This window comes from Bacillus infantis NRRL B-14911 (assembly GCF_000473245.1).
In the GTDB taxonomy this organism is placed as follows: domain Bacteria; phylum Bacillota; class Bacilli; order Bacillales; family Cytobacillaceae; genus Bacillus_AB; species Bacillus_AB infantis.
Map to the genome: position 1 here is coordinate 3,813,041 of NC_022524.1, position 18,996 is coordinate 3,832,036.

General features: G+C 47.6%; 25 protein-coding genes. 15 read left to right on the forward strand and 10 right to left on the reverse strand.

Translation table 11 applies throughout. The features are described 5' to 3' along the window. The first annotated feature begins 37 nt into the window (after positions 1-37). Positions 38-610: a hypothetical protein gene (locus N288_RS19275; protein WP_009795420.1), complete on the forward strand. Its 573-nt coding sequence runs from the start codon at positions 38-40 to the stop codon at positions 608-610. 27 nt (positions 611-637) lie between these two features. Here the strand turns inward: N288_RS19275 and N288_RS19280 are convergent, their stop codons facing one another. Further along, entirely contained in the window at positions 638-874 is a 237-nt protein-coding gene (locus tag N288_RS19280) for a hypothetical protein (RefSeq protein ID WP_009795421.1), read from the reverse strand. Between the two features lie 419 nt (positions 875-1,293). On the opposite strand from N288_RS19280, the gene N288_RS19285 reads away from it, so the two are divergent. Genes N288_RS19285 through mnhG form a run of 7 tightly spaced genes read left to right on the forward strand, consistent with a single transcriptional unit; the run spans position 1,294 to position 7,038 of the window. Further along, positions 1,294-3,684, forward strand: coding sequence for a Na+/H+ antiporter subunit A (locus tag N288_RS19285; protein WP_022544328.1), 2,391 nt, complete (start codon positions 1,294-1,296; stop codon positions 3,682-3,684). Continuing rightward, entirely contained in the window at positions 3,681-4,103 is a 423-nt protein-coding gene (locus N288_RS19290) for a Na(+)/H(+) antiporter subunit B (protein WP_009795423.1), read from the forward strand. Before N288_RS19285 ends, N288_RS19290 begins: the two co-directional genes overlap by 4 nt. Then, positions 4,103-4,444 carry a Na(+)/H(+) antiporter subunit C gene (locus N288_RS19295; RefSeq protein ID WP_009795424.1) on the forward strand — a complete coding sequence of 114 codons (342 nt, stop codon included), beginning with the start codon at positions 4,103-4,105 and terminating at the stop codon, positions 4,442-4,444. The genes N288_RS19290 and N288_RS19295 overlap by 1 nt, the downstream gene beginning before the upstream one ends. Next, positions 4,437-5,918 carry a Na+/H+ antiporter subunit D gene (locus N288_RS19300; RefSeq protein ID WP_022544329.1) on the forward strand — a complete coding sequence of 494 codons (1,482 nt, stop codon included), beginning with the start codon at positions 4,437-4,439 and terminating at the stop codon, positions 5,916-5,918. Before N288_RS19295 ends, N288_RS19300 begins: the two co-directional genes overlap by 8 nt. A 4-nt stretch (positions 5,919-5,922) precedes the next feature. After that, the gene (locus N288_RS19305; protein ID WP_009795426.1) at positions 5,923-6,399 is read left to right on the forward strand and encodes a Na+/H+ antiporter subunit E; all 477 of its coding nucleotides are present in this window, start codon (positions 5,923-5,925) and stop codon (positions 6,397-6,399) included. Next, positions 6,399-6,683, forward strand: a complete 285-nt coding sequence (locus tag N288_RS19310) for a Na(+)/H(+) antiporter subunit F1 (RefSeq protein ID WP_009795427.1) — start codon at positions 6,399-6,401, stop codon at positions 6,681-6,683. The genes N288_RS19305 and N288_RS19310 overlap by 1 nt, the downstream gene beginning before the upstream one ends. After that, positions 6,667-7,038 (forward strand): monovalent cation/H(+) antiporter subunit G, encoded by a 372-nt coding sequence (gene mnhG, locus N288_RS19315; protein ID WP_009795428.1) that lies wholly within the window; start codon positions 6,667-6,669, stop codon positions 7,036-7,038. Before N288_RS19310 ends, mnhG begins: the two co-directional genes overlap by 17 nt. Before the next feature lie 46 nt (positions 7,039-7,084). Here the strand turns inward: mnhG and N288_RS19320 are convergent, their stop codons facing one another. Next, a complete protein-coding gene (locus N288_RS19320; protein ID WP_035403284.1) occupies positions 7,085-7,468 on the reverse strand; it encodes a PaaI family thioesterase in 384 nt (127 codons plus the stop codon). 373 nt (positions 7,469-7,841) lie between these two features. Between N288_RS19320 and N288_RS19325 the strand changes: the two genes are divergently transcribed. Further along, complete coding sequence (locus N288_RS19325; RefSeq protein WP_009795431.1) at positions 7,842-8,024, forward strand: hypothetical protein; 183 nt, start codon at positions 7,842-7,844, stop codon at positions 8,022-8,024. A 49-nt stretch (positions 8,025-8,073) separates the two neighbouring features. Here the strand turns inward: N288_RS19325 and N288_RS19330 are convergent, their stop codons facing one another. Further along, positions 8,074-8,679, reverse strand: coding sequence for a DedA family protein (locus N288_RS19330; RefSeq protein ID WP_009795432.1), 606 nt, complete (start codon positions 8,677-8,679; stop codon positions 8,074-8,076). Between the two features lie 253 nt (positions 8,680-8,932). Between N288_RS19330 and N288_RS19335 the strand changes: the two genes are divergently transcribed. After that, entirely contained in the window at positions 8,933-9,340 is a 408-nt protein-coding gene (locus tag N288_RS19335) for a hypothetical protein (protein WP_009795433.1), read from the forward strand. Between the two features lie 120 nt (positions 9,341-9,460). Here the strand turns inward: N288_RS19335 and N288_RS19340 are convergent, their stop codons facing one another. From N288_RS19340 to N288_RS19350, 3 genes are all read right to left on the reverse strand, one after another. Beyond that, a complete protein-coding gene (locus N288_RS19340; RefSeq protein WP_022544332.1) occupies positions 9,461-9,646 on the reverse strand; it encodes a hypothetical protein in 186 nt (61 codons plus the stop codon). 157 nt (positions 9,647-9,803) lie between these two features. Further along, positions 9,804-9,995: a hypothetical protein gene (locus N288_RS19345; RefSeq protein WP_022544333.1), complete on the reverse strand. Its 192-nt coding sequence runs from the start codon at positions 9,993-9,995 to the stop codon at positions 9,804-9,806. Between the two features lie 29 nt (positions 9,996-10,024). Further along, the gene (locus N288_RS19350) at positions 10,025-10,279 is read right to left on the reverse strand and encodes a hypothetical protein (protein WP_156917019.1); all 255 of its coding nucleotides are present in this window, start codon (positions 10,277-10,279) and stop codon (positions 10,025-10,027) included. 229 nt (positions 10,280-10,508) lie between these two features. On the opposite strand from N288_RS19350, the gene N288_RS19355 reads away from it, so the two are divergent. The 3 genes from N288_RS19355 to N288_RS19365 are packed head-to-tail and all read left to right on the forward strand — an operon-like array spanning position 10,509 to position 12,971. Next, on the forward strand, positions 10,509-11,282 hold the full coding sequence (locus N288_RS19355) for an SDR family oxidoreductase (RefSeq protein WP_009795438.1): 774 nt from the start codon (positions 10,509-10,511) through the stop codon (positions 11,280-11,282). Between the two features lie 26 nt (positions 11,283-11,308). Next, positions 11,309-11,917, forward strand: coding sequence for a hypothetical protein (locus tag N288_RS24375; protein WP_009795439.1), 609 nt, complete (start codon positions 11,309-11,311; stop codon positions 11,915-11,917). Further along, positions 11,907-12,971, forward strand: a complete 1,065-nt coding sequence (locus tag N288_RS19365; RefSeq protein WP_009795440.1) for an alpha/beta fold hydrolase — start codon at positions 11,907-11,909, stop codon at positions 12,969-12,971. Before N288_RS24375 ends, N288_RS19365 begins: the two co-directional genes overlap by 11 nt. Positions 12,972-13,170: 199 nt before the next feature. On the opposite strand, the gene N288_RS19370 is transcribed toward N288_RS19365, so the two are convergent. The 4 genes from N288_RS19370 to N288_RS19385 all read right to left on the reverse strand — a co-directional run bounded on the left by N288_RS19370 (position 13,171) and on the right by N288_RS19385 (position 17,400). Further along, a complete protein-coding gene (locus N288_RS19370; protein WP_009795441.1) occupies positions 13,171-13,764 on the reverse strand; it encodes a sulfite oxidase-like oxidoreductase in 594 nt (197 codons plus the stop codon). 114 nt (positions 13,765-13,878) lie between these two features. Continuing rightward, positions 13,879-15,192, reverse strand: a complete 1,314-nt coding sequence (locus tag N288_RS19375; RefSeq protein ID WP_009795442.1) for a Na+/H+ antiporter family protein — start codon at positions 15,190-15,192, stop codon at positions 13,879-13,881. A gap of 266 nt (positions 15,193-15,458) precedes the next feature. Beyond that, complete coding sequence (locus N288_RS19380; protein WP_022544335.1) at positions 15,459-16,961, reverse strand: leucyl aminopeptidase; 1,503 nt, start codon at positions 16,959-16,961, stop codon at positions 15,459-15,461. Between the two features lie 61 nt (positions 16,962-17,022). Continuing rightward, entirely contained in the window at positions 17,023-17,400 is a 378-nt protein-coding gene (locus N288_RS19385) for a DUF309 domain-containing protein (protein ID WP_022544336.1), read from the reverse strand. 216 nt (positions 17,401-17,616) lie between these two features. Here N288_RS19385 and N288_RS19390 point away from each other — a divergent pair, with 216 nt between their 5' ends. Further along, the gene (locus N288_RS19390) at positions 17,617-18,096 is read left to right on the forward strand and encodes a divergent PAP2 family protein (RefSeq protein WP_009791424.1); all 480 of its coding nucleotides are present in this window, start codon (positions 17,617-17,619) and stop codon (positions 18,094-18,096) included. A 10-nt stretch (positions 18,097-18,106) separates the two neighbouring features. Beyond that, positions 18,107-18,883, forward strand: a complete 777-nt coding sequence (locus N288_RS19395) for a cobalamin-binding protein (protein WP_009791425.1) — start codon at positions 18,107-18,109, stop codon at positions 18,881-18,883. The last annotated feature ends 113 nt before the right edge of the window (positions 18,884-18,996 follow it).

An 18,996-nucleotide genomic window follows, 5' to 3' on the forward strand; every position in this document is an offset into this window, starting at 1 on the left:
TAAAAAATGAAAGCGCTAACATTAAGGGGGATTTAAAATGAAAAGAATGAGAATCTGCCTGCCCGCGTCTTTGCTGACAGCCTGCCTCCTGTTTGCCTGGAATTGGCCGGCAGCGTCCACACCAAAAGAGATGCAGGAATTCAAAGGGGCATTGGAAGATCACATGCAAAGTACAGTCCACTATTATCATGAAGATTCAGCAGAAATCAAGGACTTTATCACAATGAATGGAGACGTGGTAAAGATCATCCAGACAGATGACACTGCCACACCGGAAAATGAGGAAAAGATTGAGGAATATTCCACAAAGATCGCTGTCGCTTTTACTGAATTCGAATTAAAGCGCGATTCCATTTTCTTTTTTAAGAAAAGAGAAATGTATTATTATGATCTTGAAAAGAAGGAATTCCTGTCTTCTGTACATGTGATGGGGAATTCCGGGGTGGAACAGTTTTTCAAAGAATATATGCATGATTTCACAAAAGTGCTGACACCTGCCTCGCTTGCACTGCTTCTGCTGCTGCTATCCGCCATTATCATAGTACCGGTCCTGATCATGATTTTTCATAATAAAAGCAGGTCAGTCTCCGGGACAGCCGGCCAGGCTTAAGAGAGGATGAACTATTTCATCCTCTCTTTATTTATGGGGCAAAACATCCACTCCTGCTTCCACCCTTACATATTCCCTTGATTCAAATGCTTTTATCTTTCTCTTATCAGGGCCCTGGCCAGATTCAGCCGGCATAACCTCTACCATTTCTTCTTCTGTATCAGAGTAAAAAAATTCTCTTTTATCCTTTGCTTCCAGCACCCATGCACCGGCAAACAAAAACCCAAAGAGGATTATGGATGCGAGTATTTTTTTATGCATCATAACCACCACCTACCCGTAGTTTGCATGCATTTTATTAAGTTTATACAGATTTTTTTCGAAATTTTTTCCGGTTTCAAACCTGTTTCAACCTATTTAATAAAGTTGGGAGAATCCTTGCGGCATAAGGTTTCCTCAAATGCACGACCGTGCCATTTAGGTTATAATTTGTTCAGAGGCAGTCTCCGGGAGGAATTTTTTTCCCCTGGCATAACTTAGAGCAGATAAAGTGCGGAGCATCTTATAACAAAGATTGGAGATAATTGTATACATACGCGTCTCTGCTTACAGCTTTTCTTCACAAGCCTGGAATACTTTCAGCCGCAAATGGGAAAAGGCCTTTGATATGTATCAATTTCTTCCTGACAAGGACTCACATGCACCAATTCTGTGCGCTTACAATTAAAAAGGAGGTCATATTGTTGTCTTTGCTGCATTTGGCGATTGTGTCGCCATTATTGTTTGCCATATTTATACCATTCTTCTATAAATATTTCAGGCAAATACATACCGGGTGGTTCCTATTGCCCCTGCCCATCCTGCTTTTCAGCTATTTCATCAGCTATCTGCCGGAAACAAAAGCGAATGGGGCAGTAAGCAGGACCCTGTCCTGGATTCCATCCTTCGGGATCGATTTTACAGCCAGGGTCGATGGCCTCGGGCTGCTTTTCGCCCTTTTAATCACAGGCATCGGAGCATTAGTGGTGCTGTATTCCATTTATTATCTTTCTAAGGAAAAAGAAAAGCTCAACACCTTTTATGTTTATCTGCTCCTGTTCATGGGGGCTATGCTGGGAGTTGTCCTATCCGATAACCTGATAGTCATGTATGCTTTCTGGGAGCTGACCAGCTTTTCTTCTTTCCTGCTGATCGGCTATTGGTACCACAGGGAAAAGTCCCGATACGGCGCCCAGAAATCGATGATGATCACGGTACTTGGCGGACTGGCTATGCTGGGCGGGATCATCCTGCTTTATCTGATGACAGGAACTTTCTCTATTTCCGAAATCGTCCCGATGGCCTCTGAAATCATGGAAAAGCCGTACTTTGTCCCTGCTCTGCTTTGTTTCCTGCTGGGCGCTTTTACAAAATCGGCACAATTCCCGTTTCATATCTGGCTTCCTGACGCAATGGAGGCGCCGACGCCTGTCAGTGCATACCTCCATTCTGCGACAATGGTAAAAGCAGGCATCTATTTAGTAGCCAGGATGAGCCCGGTCTTTGCAGAGTCCGGCATCTGGCTGTGGCTTGTGGCATCCTTCGGGATCGTTACGCTGTTCTGGGGTTCCTTTTCTGCCGTCAAGCAGACAGACCTCAAAGGGATTCTTGCTTTTTCAACCATCAGCCAGCTCGGACTGATCATGTCCCTCCTCGGAGTTGGTGCAGCTGCCCTGCATTACGATACCGTGGAAGACAGCCTATATACGATAGCTACAACTGCGGCAGTGTTTCATTTGATCAACCATGCCACCTTTAAAGGAAGCCTCTTTATGGTGGTCGGCATCGTTGACCATGAAACCGGGACCAGGGATATCCGCAAGCTCGGCGGACTAATGAGCTTTATGCCGATTACCTTTACCCTTGCAATGATTGGAGCCTTTTCAATGGCCGGCCTGCCTCCATTTAATGGGTTCCTCAGCAAGGAAATGTTCTTTACCGGAATGGTCAACATTCTTGAAGTGGATATCTTCAATCTGGATACATGGGGTATTTTATTCCCAGTGCTTGCCTGGATTGCAAGCGTGTTTACGTTCATTTACAGCATGGTGCTTGTATTTAAGACATTCACAGGAAAGTTCCAGCCTGAAAAGCTCGATAAAAAACCGCATGAAGCTCCTTTCGGCATGCTTATTTCGCCGATCATCCTGGCTTCACTGGTCGTTATCATCGGATTCTTCCCGAATATCCTGTCAAGCACCATTATCGCTCCAGCCCTTGGAGTGATCATGCCTGGCCTTGTGTTTGACGTGCATATTTCATTCTGGCACGGCTTCACTCCAGAGCTTTTCATGACGCTTGGGGTCATTGCTTTCGGAGTACTGCTTTATACTACACTGGACAAATGGCGCCAGATTTATGATCTGTTCCCGGAGAAGCTTGCACTCAACCGCTTTTATGATGGCGGAATAGAAGGCATGCAGACCTTCTCATCAAACCTGACAAGAACCTATATGAACGGGTTTATCCGGACATATCTTGTGTACATCTTTACATTCTTTATTCTGCTGCTTGGCACGACGCTTGTCTGGAAGAATGCCTTTAAGCTGAGCACAAATGATCTGTCTTCAATCGGCTTCTATGAAGTGCTGCTGGCGCTGATCATTGCCGCTGCATCCATATCTATCCTGTTTGCCAAGTCAAGGCTGACATCGATCATCCTGCTCGGTGCAGTCGGATATACAGTAGCTCTGTTCTTTGTGTTATTCAGGGCGCCAGACCTTGCTTTGACGCAGCTTGTCATTGAAACTGTGTCTGTCTCGCTATTCCTGCTTTGCTTCTATCACCTGCCGAAGCTGAAGCGGAATGAAGAGAGAATCCGCTTTAAAGCAGTCAATCTTGCAGTATCGATCGGGGTTGGCGCCATCGTCACGCTGATCGCCCTTTCTGCACACAGTAATAAGCTTGTTGAATCTATTGCAGGCTATTATGTTGAAAATACTTATAAAGAAGCAGCAGGAAAAAATATGGTCAACGTGATACTGGTTGACTTCAGGGGCTTTGATACCATGTTTGAAATATGCGTTCTCGGGATTGCCGCCCTCGGCATCTTCGCGATGATCAAGCTCCGCCTGGCAAGGAGGAATGAAGGGTGAAAACGAACGATATCATACTGCAGACAGTGACGAAGGTCGCCCTGTTCATCATCATCCTGTTTTCAATCCATCTGTTCTTTGCCGGCCACTATTATCCGGGCGGCGGGTTTGTCGGCGGGTTGATGACATCCGGTGCCATCGTGCTGCTCCTGCTCGCTTTTGATATGAAGACAGTCGCAAATATTCTGCCGATCGACTATAAATATATGATTGCTACGGGGCTTTTGTTTGCTGTCGGAACAGGGGCAGGCGCTCTGCTGTTCAATGTCCCTTTTCTGACACACGCCTTTAATGATGTCTATCTGCCGCTGCTCGGGAAAACTTCCCTGCACACGGCAGTACTGTTCGATACCGGTGTATTCCTTGTCGTTGTCGGAGTTACAATGACCATTATTCAAACAATAGGGGAGGATGAATAATGGAGATATTAATGTCCGTTCTCATTGGCATTCTGTTTATGTCTGCCACTTATCTGATGCTTTCAAAAAGCTTGCTCAGAATCATTATTGGAACAGGCCTTTTAAGCCATGGCGCCCATCTCCTATTGATTACCATGGGGGGCTTGAAGAGGGGAAATCCGCCATTATTGGGGGAGCATGCTGAAAAATATGCCGATCCCATTCCTCAGGCCCTGATCCTTACTGCCATCGTTATCAGCTTTGGCGTTACAGCCTTCTTCCTGGTTATGGCCTACCGCGCCTACCAGGAACTTGGCACAGATAATATGGAAAGATTGAGAGGAAAAGAAGGAAATGACTAACTTATTAATGCTTCCCATTCTAATCCCGCTGGCAACAGCGATCCTTTTAATCTTTCTCGCTAAAAATGTCCCTGCACAGCGCTGGGTTTCCGGGATATCTGCCGGGGTTACGGCTGCTGCTGCCTTCGTGCTTGTGCAGAAGGTGCACAATGACGGCATTCAGACAGTCGATCTGGGCAGCTGGGAGGCGCCGTACGGAATCACACTGGTGTCTGATATGGCTTCTGCCCTGCTTGTTTTGATAACAAGCCTGATATCCCTGGCCTGCCTGATTTATTCTTTCAGATCCATTGGCATTGACCGCGAGAAATTTTATTATTACCCTGTATTCCAGTTTCTGATCGTCGGCGTCAACGGGGCATTCACTACAGGGGATATTTTCAATCTGTTTGTTTTCTTCGAAGTTATGCTCATGGCATCATATGTCCTGATTGTTCTCGGCGGGACGAAGATCCAGCTTCGGGAATCCATCAAGTATATTCTGGTGAATGTCATATCATCAGCCTTGTTCGTCATTGCAGTAGGCTATTTATATTCTATTGTAGGATCCCTGAACATGGCCGATATTTCCGTGAAAATCGCAGCGTTCGGGCAGCCTGGCATTTTGACGGTGGTCGCAGTTCTGTTCCTTATCGTGTTCGGACTGAAGGGCGCCATATTCCCGCTTTACTTTTGGCTTCCGGGCTCTTACTATGCACCGCCCATCCCGGTCATGGCCGTCTTCGGCGCCCTGCTGACCAAGGTAGGAGTCTACTCCATCATGCGGACGTATACTCTCTTCTTTTATCATGACCAGGGGTATACTCATGAAATTCTCAGTATACTCGCAGTGCTGACCATCATCCTCGGGGTGATAGGGGCAGTTGCATACTGGGACGTCAAAAGAATCATCATTTACAATATTGTTGTGGCCGTGGGGGTCATCGTATTCGGGATTGCGGCAATGACTCCGGATTCACTGGCCGGGTCGCTCTTTTATATCATTCACGATATGATCATTAAAGCAGCGCTCTTCCTGCTTGTCGGAATCATCATCAGCATTACGGGGACAAGCAACCTCCGCCATATCAGCGGGCTGATCAAAAGGTACCCCGGGCTTGCCTGGACCTATTTCATTGCGGCACTTGCCCTTGCGGGGATTCCTCCGCTCAGCGGCTTCATTGGAAAGCTCCTGATCGTCCAGGGAGGATTTGAAGCCGGCCGCTATTGGGGTGCAGGAATCGTCCTTTTATCAAGCCTCCTGGTGCTGTTCTCAGTCATGAAAATCTTCATCAATGGATTCTGGGGAAATCCCCGCTCCTACAAAAATGAAGATAAAGCTCCTGTAAGGACATTGCTCATTGCTCCGGTGATGCTCACTGCCCTGTCTGTATTTATGGGAGTCGGGACAGAAGTGATCTATCCTTATATCTCGCAGGCTGCTGAAACTCTTTCGGACCCAAATATCTATATCAATGCAGTCTTAAAGGAGTAATGATATGGCATTTCAAATTTTATTGAATTTCTTTTTAGCATTTGTATGGATGTTCCTTAAGGTCTCTTATGACCCGGTAACATTCCTTGTCGGCTATTTCTTCGGGCTGCTGATCATCTTTGCATTCAGGCGGTTCTTCGATTCACGCTTTTATCTGCTCCGGGTCGCGGCTGTCCTGAATCTGCTGCTGATCTTTATGAGGGAGCTGATATTATCCAATATCGCCATACTGAAGGTAATCCTGAAGCCAAAGCTTGATATCAGGCCCGGCATCTTTGCTCTTGAAACAGAGCTGACCGAGGACTGGGAAATCACGGTCCTTTCGGGACTGATCACTTTAACGCCGGGAACGCTGGTCATCGATGTTTCTGATGATAATAGAATCCTTTATATCCACGCCATGGATATAGGGGATGTCCATGAATCGGTCAGCAGCATCAAGAATTCTTTTGAAAAAGCAATCATGGAGGTGAGCAAGTGATGCTGGAAGTGATTGTACAAATTTCGCTGCTCTGCATTTCCGTTAGCATGGTCGGCCTTATCTACCGTGTAATCAAGGGGCCAACCATCCCTGACAGAATCGTGGCACTCGATGCCATCGGGATCAATCTCGTAGCTGTCATTGCACTCATTTCCATCTTGCTGAAAACCAATGCTTTCCTGGAGATCATCCTGCTGATCGGTATCCTTGCATTCATCGGCACGGTAGCCTTCTCGAAATATCTGGAAAAGGGGGTTATTATTGAACGTGATCGAAATCATTAGAATCATCATCATAGTCCTGATCCTGATAGGGGCCTTTCTCAGCCTTGTAGCGGCTTTTGGAGTAATCAGGCTGCCTGATGTATACACACGTAACCACGCCGCCTCCAAAGCCGCTACATTGGGTGTCATGTCCATTCTGCTTGGGACCTTCCTTTATTTTTATGCAGAAGAAGGGCATTTCAACTCAAGGCTTATCCTGGGAATTGTATTTATCTTTATGACATCCCCTGTTGCCGGCCACCTGATCAGCCGTGCAGCATATAACGCAGGTGTCCCATTGGCGGATGTAAGCGTCCAGGATGATTTAAAAACAAAGAAAAATTCACAGGTAAGCGTCAAACAAGAAAAGCCATGAGGGAATCCCTCATGGCTTTTCTTGTTATTCTCATGCCCAGATGCTGCTATTTCCTTTGAATGACCGCCATTGTGCATCTTGAAACACACACAAGCTTCCCTTCTTCATCAGTGATTTTGATATCCCAGACCATTGTTGATTTTCCCTGATGAAGAACAGTGGCAGCTGCAGTGACGACTCCGTCTTTTTTTGCCCTGATATGGTTGGCGTTGATCTCAAGGCCGACCACAGCTTGTTTTTCCTGGTCCACTAATTCAAATGCACCGATGCTGGCCACCGTTTCAGCCAAAGCCACCGAGGCGCCGCCATGCAAAAGCCCGAAAGGCTGCCTGGTCCTCTCATCGACCGGCATGGTCGCTGTCACATGCCCTTTCCCAAGCTCAGTCACTTCTATTCCTAAGGCATGTATCAGCGTATTCTCCAATTTCATCATTCCAGTTCCCCCTCCATGTTTTTAACCATGGTGCATGACTATGTATGTACTTTTACTATAACTTCAATCCTTGTGACAGACAACCTGGCAAAGTATCCTTGCTCTTCATTCCCTGCCCCAAAGGCCGGGAGCAGTGTGTTGCTTCGGAGTCAGTGAACGCCAATTTAATACAAAATAACTGCTTAAATAAAAGGCTGCGTTAGTGTACCTTGTTGATTTTGGGCTGCATTTCAGCACAGCTGAAATGCAGCCCAAAATCAACAATAATGTTTAACAAAGCTAAATAAAAAAAAGCCTGCTGCGGCAAACTAAAGATGTCCATCAAGTTCCGCAAAAACATGGACGAAACTATAGACAGGGGTGTTCATTTATGGATCATATCCGTGAAGGTTTAATTCCAGCAGTTCTTGGTACAGCTGTAACAGCAACAGGCTACGCGCTGAAGCAATCCAGAAAAGTAGACAGCACGCTGTCCGACACCATCGTCGGCTTCGGACTTGCCCATATCGTTCTGGGAGCCATTGACCTGGTTGAACACCGCCATCACTATTAGCACACAAAAAGGCAGCTTTTGCACGCTGCCTTTTCTTTTTTTAGCTCCCTCACGCCAGCTCCCTTTGCTTTTCTTTTTTTCTTCTGCTGCGTGTCTTGATCACGAGGATGATAAGCGCAAAGACGGCACCGGCCAAGAGCGCCTCTTTTCCATAAAGGATGATGGCATCTATATGATCGCCGAACAGATATCCTAACGTGAAAGCAACCGCAAGCCAGAGCAGTGCCCCGCTGAAGGCAAACAATGCGAAGGTTTTGAATGGAAGCCTGCTGAAGCCATAGAGGAATGGGACAAAATTGCGCAGCCCCGGTATGAAATAGCTGAGTGAAAGGGAAAAGGCATGATGCTTATCCATCAGCCTCAAAGAGTCATCAATTATTTTTGCAAACCGTTTTCTTTTATGGAAATATTTGATCAGCGGCCGGCCGATAAACCGGCCAAGTGTATAGCAGGTCGTCAGCGCGGCAGTCATGCCGGCATAGGTCACTAGAAAAGCCCCAAGAGGATGAAGCACACTCATCGAGGAGACCATCCCGACTGTCATGGCAATGACTTCATTCGGGACGGGGATGCCGAAGACGCCGAACCAGAGCCACAGGAATAGGCCGACATAGCCATTTTCTTCAATCAGCAGCAAAATATAATCCAGCTCCATCTTCAGCACCTCCCCCCGCTCTCCATCTATTTAAGAATTCTCCATTACCCTTGTTTACCCCTCTTTTATCTTTATGAATCCATACTAATACGCTCATGCTACTTAAATGTATATTCCTTCCTGCAAAGCACATAACCGATTAAGATGGCTGACAGTTTTTTTTTTCACTGGCAATCGTAAGAAAGGGGGCCGCCGCATATAGATGGAATGAATGGGTGCACCTGGATTATGTTCCATGAAAGGAGCCAAATAAATGTTTCCGCATTATTATTACGGAAGAAGAAACAGCATCAGCCGCTACCCGCAGCCTGTATGCCATTTTCCTCCGCCTCCCCGCCAGCTCTATTATACAGCCAGCGTGAGGCAGTTTCCTTCTGTCAATCCTGCCACCTTTATGAGCTCGGCCAAGCATATGCAGGATCTAATGAGTGATGCCAGGTCACTGCTTGACAGGATGGCAACTTCCAAGCAGTTTTCCAATGATCTGATGTCAGCTGCCCAGCAATCCCAGACAAAAAAAGCAGAAGAGATGATCAAGGCAACCGGAATTAAGTCGCAGCCCCGTGTCACATATACACCGGACGGGCTCACCCTGGTATTTGAAGCAAAAGATGACCATGCTCAGTGCTGCAGCCTGACCTTAAAGCTTAGATGGATGTAAGTGCAAGTGCAGGCTGCAGCACTGATGCAGGGACTTCAGCACAACAGAAAAAAGCTCTCCTGACCAGAGAGCCTTAAAAGAAAGAGTCTATTGTTAAATGGCACTTCATACCTTCATCAATCAGTAATACGGATATCCTCCGCCGTATGGCGGGCCGTAAAATGGCGGCGGGTAAAAGTATGGCCTTGGCCGCGGAAAAAACAGTGCACTGCCGACAAGCCCTCCAAGCAATCCGCCTACAAACGGCGCCCCAAAGAAAAATCTTGAACCGCCTCCAGCATAATATGGCGCTCTATATGGATGCATAAAAGGTCTACCTCCTTATTTTCTTCCCTACACTACTACATATGCAGGCGAATGCCTTTTGGACTGGGCATTTGTCCGCTTTCCGGGGCATTCACCGCCGGGCTGTTCTTCATCGGCAAAAAAAAACACAGGAGAAGCTCCCCTGTGTTTTTCAGCATTATTTTTGTTCCAATATATCTGCCGTTTGTCCGCACGCCTGCAGTGCCTGTTCGACCGCCTGGAGGGATTCCTCGATGCGCTCACGGTTTGAACCCTGTTCTACCGTTGATAATGCCTGCTGCAGGGAATCTTTCGCCTGATTCAGGGATCCATATGAGTCCTGTACATATCCTCTTGCATTTTTCTGCATGATAGCACCTCTTCTTTGCTTCTTATTTTTCACTGCCAATAACCAATGGGAAGGCAATTCCGTTCATCTGCAGAGCTGACCAGCCGGAGCTGGAACAGAAATTGGTCGAAGAGGATCGGCTCACCATCATCGAAAGAGCATGCTTCCAAAAGGAGCTCCAGCTGATTATCTCCTGCCCCGGAATGCTCCATCACGCCTGAAAGCCAAAGCTTGAAGCTCAATGACTGCCCAAGTGCACTATATCCCGCTTCATCGAATATTTCCCTTATCTGCTTTTCATCCATCCGGCCGCCTCCCTGCATACCAGAAATCTTCCATTTTTGATTTTTCCCAAACAGGCTGTTTTTATACTTTCCCCAGGCAAGAAAAGGCGCTGGGAGAACAACCATTTTCTGCACTTTTGCATGATGGCTCGTCTATAATATAGCGAAGCATAAATCGGCAGCCTGCAGGGTATTCCAGAATTCATCATATGTAGCCTTACAGCTGTTCCAATAAGGAGGGATATCATAAATGGATACTAAAGAACTTTTCGATTTGTCCAATAAAACGGCCATCGTCACCGGCGGCGGGCGGGGGCTCGGCGAGCAGATGGCCTATGCACTTGCAGAGGCAGGAGCAAATATAGTCGTCTGTTCCAGGAATCTTGAGGCGTGCCAGACTGTAAGCAAGAAACTCGCATCCATGGGAGCCCAGTCATTGGCATTGGAATGCGACGTGACCAATGAAAACAATATCAGCTTTGTCATCGCGGAAACGATCAGCCATTTCGGCCGGCTTGACATCCTGATCAATAACAGCGGAACTTCCTGGGTCGCTCCGCTCCTGGACTACCCGGAAGACAAATGGGACAAAGTGATGGATGTAAATGTGAAGGGCGCATTCCTGTTTACCCAGGCAGCTGCCAGAGCCATGAAGGATCAGGGCAGCGGAAAAATCATCAATATCGCATCTGTCACAGGATTCAGGGGGGCTCCATCCGGCTTCCTGGATACACCGGCATACAACACCAGTAAAGGGGCGCTGATGGTGCTGACAAAGGATCTGGCTGTGAAGCTCGCCCCTTATAACATCCAGGTCAACAGTATTGCCCCGGGCCTGTTTCCGACAAAAATGACGGCATCCATGGAAAAAACCAATAAAATATTGCTGAAAAAAATACCTGCCGGAAGGTTTGGCAAGAATGAGGATTTAAAGGGAACAGCGTTGTTTCTGGCTTCCAGTGCTTCTGATTATGTGACAGGCCATACGCTTGTAGTAGATGGCGGCTTGACGGCAACCATCTAGAAAAACAGCGGAAAGGAGCAGGCGAAATGTCAAATGAACAAGCGCAGGAATTATTCAGTTCATTAAAAAAAATGGGAATGAAGCTTGAATTTGAACTAAATGAGCTGATAAAAAAGCAGCTGAATAAAGAAGAACTTCTGCTTTCAGCCAGCTCGAATTCAGCTGTAATCGCGAGTATGATCAGCCAATGCAGGAATATGGTTGAGTTGCTTTCCATACCTTTAAACTTCCCTACAAAGAACGATGTTGCCCGGGTGGCAAAACTGGCCATTCAGGTTGAAGAAAAAGTCGATCAGCTTGACGAACAAATGATGGCACTGTCCAGTACACTTGCCGATATAAAAAGTTCGGTCGAAATGCTTGGGGCAGGAGGCTTAACAGAAAAGCCGGACAGCCCGGCTATGGACCTTCCTAAATCCGGTCAGAACCCGCAATTGAAAGCACCTTCCTCCAAACCAGAATCTGTTAATGATTCAGGAACTGCGGCTTCCAGGAAAAAACCAGAAGACAGTCCGGCTGAGAAGAGACGGAAAGCACGGTCCAGGGCACTCAGCATCCTTCTGGATAATATCCAGAAAAATGCTGAAATCCAATCCGGATTGCCTTTGAAAGGATCGAAAAGTAATGGGAGATAATAGCAGCAGCTCCAATGGATTCTGGTCCGAGAAGGAACAGGAGAGATGGAGAGGATTTTTCCGGACTCTCTCGGCAGCACAGCCCGATCAGGGATGCACATACAGAAGGGCAGTCTGGAAAAAGAACAAAGCGGTCTTATGGCATTACCCCCCGGCGGAAAGAAAGTACAGCACTCCCATGTTCCTGATTTATTCACTCATCAACCAGCCTTATATCCTGGACCTTGCACCAAATGAAAGCATGATCGAGGTACTTGTCAATAAAGGCTATGATGTGTACCTTATTGATTTTGGCGCCCCGGGATATGAAGATAAAGACCTGACGATCACCGACTATATCAGGGATTATATTGCGAAAGCCGCCGCAAGAGCGCTCAGGCACTCAGGGGCATCAGAGCTGACAGTTATGGGCTTTTGCCTTGGCGGGACCATTGCAGCCATCTATGCAAGCATCTCAGAGGAGCCGATCAAGAACCTGGTTCTATTTGTTACACCAATTGATTTCAGCATCCTGCCCGCCTATGATGAGTGGATTGAAGCCGTTTCAACAGGCAGGGCTGATTTTGACGCTGTCATTGATGCACTAGGAATCATCCCGGCCCCCTTAATGGAAGCCGGCATGCGGCTGCTTACTTCACCTATCTACTTATCTCACTACCTCTCTCTTTTAAACCGCTCATATGATGAGAAATACACAGAAAAGTGGCTGAGGTTCAACACCTGGACATCAGGCCATATCCCTTTTTCCGGAGCAGCCTTAAAACAAATTTTCCATGAGCTCGGGAGAAGGAACTCCCTGATGGACGGCTCTCTCATCATCGACGGAAGAAAAGCCGACCTGGCTAATATCCAGGCAAACCTGCTTGCTGTAGCAACAGCAGGAGACAGGCTGGTTCCCAGAGAACAGGTTGAGCCTGTGATCGGCCTCGTTTCGAGCAGAGACAGAACTTTTCACTTGCAGCATGGAGGGCACGCCAATCTTGCATCGGGCGGACAGCTTCCTCCCTACCTGACCGATTGGCTCCATGAACACTCAGAGCCTTCCGGCAGTTAAAATCTGGACAATGGAGGGATACGATGTTTTATACCTTGAACTATGAGAAGCTTTTTGGACCAACAGCTCACTGCAGCTATTACGGGTTTGCCTCAATTGTGTTTGCAGATTACTTCAAGAGATGCTGCAGCTAATAGTGGGGCTTATCTTTTATAAAAAACCTCATCTTCATTGGGATGAGGTTTTTTCCATGGCCAGGTCAATCAAAGCTGAACCTTTCTTCTTTGAAAGGATCCCCATAATTATGGTAGCCATTTCTTTCCCAGAATCCAGGCTTATCCACAACAGAAAACTCGATGCCGCGGAGCCATTTGGCGCTTTTCCAGAAGTAAAGGTGCGGAATGACGGCGCGGAGCGGATATCCGTGTTCCGGGGTAAGAGTCTCGCCATTATGGGAGTGTGCCAGGAGGCTCGTTTCCTTCAGGAAGTCTGCAAGCGGCAGGTTGGACGTCCATCCTTCCTCTGCATGCAGAATGACAAATGATGTTTCAGCTCTAAGCTTTACCAGCCTGACAATCTCACTTGCAGCTACACCTCTCCACACATTATCCAGCTTTGACCAGCCAGTGACACAATGGATATCATTTCCGGACTCTGTCTGCGGCAGCTTTTGAAGATCACTGTAGCTGATTACCTTTTCCTTTTCCACTGTCCCGAAGATCCGCAGCGACCAGTTATCCAGATTCGAGTAATAAGGAACATTGCCATGGTGCAGGACCGGAAAAGATGCGGTCACATTCTGGTTCGGCGGTACACGCCCCCCGTCCCCTTTCCTTACTTTTCCGAAATACATGAAAAATCACCCCATTCACTTCTGTATGTAAGGATATATTATCCTATATTTCTGTTCATACACAGGAATATGCAAAAAGAGGGGCTCCATCATTACAGGAGCCCCTCTGCTTGATTATAGAACCATTGCTGCAATCCAGCCAAAGGCAATCAGCGGAATATTATAGTGCACAAAGGTTGGCACACATGTATCCCAAATGTGATTATGCTGTCCATCAGCATTAAGCCCGGCCGTCGGCCCGAGCGTACTGTCTGAAGCCGGCGACCCTGCGTCACCAAGAGCAGCAGCTGTTCCGACCAAAGCGATGGTCGCCATTGGACTGAAGCCAAGCTCCATGGCAAGCGGGACAAAGATCGTCGCAATAATCGGGATGGTCGAGAAGGATGATCCGATGCCCATTGTCACGAGCAGGCCGACAAGGAGCATAAGGAAAGCTGCAAGAGGCTTGCTGCCGCCGATAATTCCCGCTGCCTGCTCAACAAGCCTCTCAACATCGCCCGTTTCTTTCAGCACATCAGCAAACCCAAAGGCCGCCAGCATGACAAAGCCGATGAAAGCCATCATTTTCATTCCCTCGGTCAACAGGGCATCTGCTTCCCTCCAGCGGATTGCTCCGCTGATATAAATGACCAGGATGCCGCTCAGCGCCCCGAATATCATAGAATCCAGGATAATCTGAACTGTAAGTGCCGCGATAATGGCGAGGATGGAAAACAGGATTGCCATTTTTGAATAGCTTCCTTTTTCCGGAGCAGCGATTTCGATAGTCTCATAGCTTCTTGATTTACGGTATGAGAAGAACACTGCGATGATAAGGCCTGCTGCAAGACCGGCAGTCGGAATCAGCATCGCTTTTGGGATATCTCCCATTTCAATGACAAGGCCGCTGTCAGCCATATTGCTGGCCAAAATTTCGTGGAAAATCTTCCCGAAGCCTGCAGGCAGCAGGATATAAGGTGCAGTCAGCCCGAATGTCAGGACTGAAGCAATCAGGCGCCGGTCGATGTTCAATTCATTCATAACATGAAGAAGCGGCGGTATTAAGATTGGAATAAAGGCAATGTGAATGGGAATCAGGTTCTGGGAAAAACAGGCCATCAATAGAATCGCGAACACGATCAATGCCTTTGAATAGGCCTTTCCCTTGGATCCGCCGTTTTTGCCGACAACCCCAAGCACCCAGTCCACCATTAAGTTGGGAAGCCCGGTTTTGGAAATGGCAACGGCAAACCCGCCAAGAAGCGCATAGCTGAGGGCCACCTCGGCACTCCCTCCAAGCCCGTTTGTAAATACTTCAATTACTTTATCTACAGACAGCCCGCCAGTCAAACCGCCAACCAATGCCCCTGCAATCAGTGCAAACACAACATTCACACGCAAAAGGCTCAGCGCCAGCATCACAAGCACAGCTGCTATTACTGCATTCATGTTAAATCCCCTCTCTTGATGTAAAAACGTATAAGTATATGGAATGAATAGTTCAGCCTGTTTTAGCAGGTTGAGAAGTGTAAGCTTCTTCTTGATTGCTTTACTCTGATAAATTGGTAAAGAACTAAAACACAAATATTAAAATACCATACAGGGGCAGGCCTGTCAATGATCCCGGGGGACTTCCAGGGATTGGAGGACGGTGCAGGGGTGATATTGAAAAATGAAAAAAGCCCGACCCCTTGAGGGCCAGGCCAAATTAGTTCTTATTCAAATGGCTCAAATCGTTCTACCATAAGTGCAAGTGTTCTGGCCATCACTCCGGTGGCACCGGAAGGACCGAGATCATGCGCCTTGTCAACAGTAGCAGTGCCGGCAATATCCAAATGCACCCAAGGAGTCCCTTCGGCAAATTCCCCGACAAAGCCCCCGCCCATGATGGCATGGCCTGCACGTCCAGGAGAGTTGTTCAGATCGGCAATCTTGCTGCTCCTGATGCGTGCCTTGTCTTTTTCAAATAATGGAAGCCTCCAGATCGGTTCTCCGGCTTCAAATGAAGCTTCGAGCACCTGCTCATAGAGAGCCTCATTATTCGCCAATGCGCCGGTTGTATCATTGCCAAGCGCGACGATCACACCGCCTGTCAAAGTCGCTACATCTACCAGATAGCCTGCTCCATGATGCTTCGCATAGGTAACAGCATCAGCAAGAGCAAGGCGCCCTTCTGCATCTGTATTCAGTACTTCAATCGTTTTTCCGCTCATGGAAGTGATAACGTCATCCGGCTTGAATGCAGTACCGCTCACCATATTGTCTGTAGACGGAATGACGGCAACAACATTCTGTGCCGGCTTCAGTTCACCAATGATTTCCATGGCGCCAAGCACAGCGGCAGCTCCGCCCATATCGGTCTTCATGCCGACAATGCCGTCTTTCGGCTTGAGTGAATAGCCGCCTGTATCAAAAGTGATGCCTTTTCCGACCAGACCGACCACATCGGTCCACTCATCCCTGCCCTGGTATTTCAGGACAATCATTTTCGGAGGCTCAGAAGATCCCTGATTGACGGCAAGAAGTGCGCCCATGCCGAGCTTCAGCATATCTTCTTTTTCAAGGATTTCCGCTTCGAAATGATATCTGCCTGCGAGCTCAAGCGCGTAGTTCGCCAAATCTGTTGCTGTCAGCATATTACCTGGAAGGTTTACAAGCGTCCTCGCGGAGTTTGTCCCTTTTCCGTGGGCAGTCCCGACTTCAAGTGAAGCCTTAACCTCAGCTTCATCTGCAGTACTGTACACGGTCAGGCTTTCGACTTTCCTTTCAGGCTCATTAGACTTTTGCTTATAGCCCTGGAATTCATATGCTGAAAGCTCGAAAGCTTCTGCTGCAGCATGCGCCGCATCATTTGCGTCTGCATCCTCCGCTGTAAATGAGTCAAGATAAAGCGCAGCCTCCTGCAGCCTGTCTTCTTTTAAACGCTTAAAGACCTTTCCGAAAGCTTCCCTCAGCACTTCAAAATCCAGTTCCTTTTCTTTTCCAAGCCCTACAAAATAAATCCTTTTGACTCCTGTTTTGCCAAATGTATGTATTTTGGAGACTGCTTTTTTCTTAGCTGAAATGTCTCCGCTTTTCATCAGTTCTGTCAGATTTCCTTCAAAAATGTCATCCGCCTTTGCCAGATTGCCTTCAAGCTTGGCGGGCTTATCAAATAATCCGATGACAAGGGCCTCATGGCCGGCACCGAAGTCCAAATCCTGTTTGATTGTATACATTCTGATCACCTCCAGTATTAATACCTATATTATATCGGATAAAGTGATTTATTTCGAGAATCTAATCATCTTCCAAAAATAAATAGATATGAGGCAGGACGGGAAGGGTTTTTACCTCCTCATAAGGAATTGTATCTATAGTCTCTGGTATAATGGAGAGGCATGCAGAGATGAATCCGTACACCTTTTCAAGGTCCAGCCCCCAATGCTTCGGCCTGTAGGATTGAAGATAAGAATGGGCAGCCCGCATCATGAGCCTGGCGCCTTTTACATTGCCGTACTCGTAATGGTAGATGGCCACACTCATTTGCAGCAGCCCTTTGAAGAACAGATTGGCTTTATCTTCCATCCACATTTCCTCCAAAAGGTCATGGCAAGTGTAATAGTCGCCTTCATTGAAACAGATGAAGAACTCATAATATTCTTTGGGATAAAGCATGCAATCACCCCTGCACAGAATGTATTCATACTCCTGGTTATCCATATCATATCAGATGTACATAAATTACAGTATTCAACTTCCGCCCCGGCGGGTATAAAAAACAAAAGGGCACTCCGCCCTGCAGCTGAGGCATAATGGAAGTTCCAGCTCCACTTGCTTCCTGTCAGCCCAGGCAGCTGCAAAACAGCCAAAAAATGAAAAGGTGGTTTCCCGATGGATTTATTGCTCAACTTCCCTTTATGGTCTGCACTGGCCGCAATCTTTTTTGCACAGTTTGTAAAGGTGCCCATTCAGTATATTGCGACGAGGAGACTGGACTGGTCACTCTTGACAAGCACGGGAGGCATGCCCAGCTCCCACTCGGCCGCCGTCACTGCCCTTTCCACGGGAGTCGCCCTGGAAACCGGGATGGATTCTGCTGTATTCGCGGTGGCGGCTGTATTTGCCATCATCACGATGTTTGATGCAACCGGTGTAAGAAGGCAGGCAGGTGAACAGGCCATTGTCCTGAATCAGCTTGTGAACGATTTTAATAAATTCGTCGAAGAAGCGAAAGTATGGCAGAAAAAGGCCGAAAAAGAAAAACAGAAAGAACTGAAGGAGCTCCTCGGCCACAAACCGATTGAAGTGTTTTTCGGGGGCCTGACAGGGATTGCTTTGACCCTTGTTCTCGATATGCTAGTTAATCTATAAGGAGACTTTTATGAGAATAGTATCTATCTGCCCCAGCAACACAGAAATTATCGCTTACCTCGGGCTGACACATCTTCTGGTCGGAATCGATGACTATTCTGACTGGCCGGAGGAAGTGCTTCATCTGCCAAGGCTCGGACCTGATTTGTCAATTGATATGGATAAGCTTGAAGCGCTGAAGCCTGATCTCGTACTGGCATCCTTGAGCGTGCCGGGGATGGAGAAAAATATCGGGGAATTAAGGAATAGGAACCTGCCTTTCATTACCCTTAATCCCCAAAGCCTTGAGGATATTGCACGGGACCTGGGTACAGCAGCCGAGGCTGCCGGATATCCCGGATTGGGTGAAAAGGCAGCCGGCGAATTCAGGACGAAAATTAAAAGCCTGCAGGAAAAATCGGCAGGCGCCGGGTACAAACCCTCCCTCTACTGGGAATGGTGGCCAAAGCCGGTTTTCACCCCTGGAAGCATCAACTGGCTCACTGAAATCAGCGAGCTTGCCGGCGCCGTCAATCTGTTCAGGGATGTGGAACTCGCCAGCGTCCAGACAGATTGGGATGACGTCCTCCGCCGCCAGCCTGATTATATCTGCCTTGCATGGGTAGGCGTCCGCAAAGAAAAGGTAAAGCCGGAGATTGTCGTGAAAAGGCCAGGATGGAAGGAACTTGAGGCAGTCAAACATGAAAGAATCCTCGTACTGGAGGAAGAACTGTATTGCCGCCCTTCCCCCCGCCTGATTGAAGGCGCTGAAAGGCTCGCCCGTATACTGCATCCGGAATGCTTTTAGCGATAAAAAGAGGGAGGCCGTTTGATCCGGCCTCCCTCTTTCTTGGTTTTATTTTCTTTTTGGCTTTTATTTGCGACTTTTTTGATTTATTTGCGACTTTCCGGATTTATTTG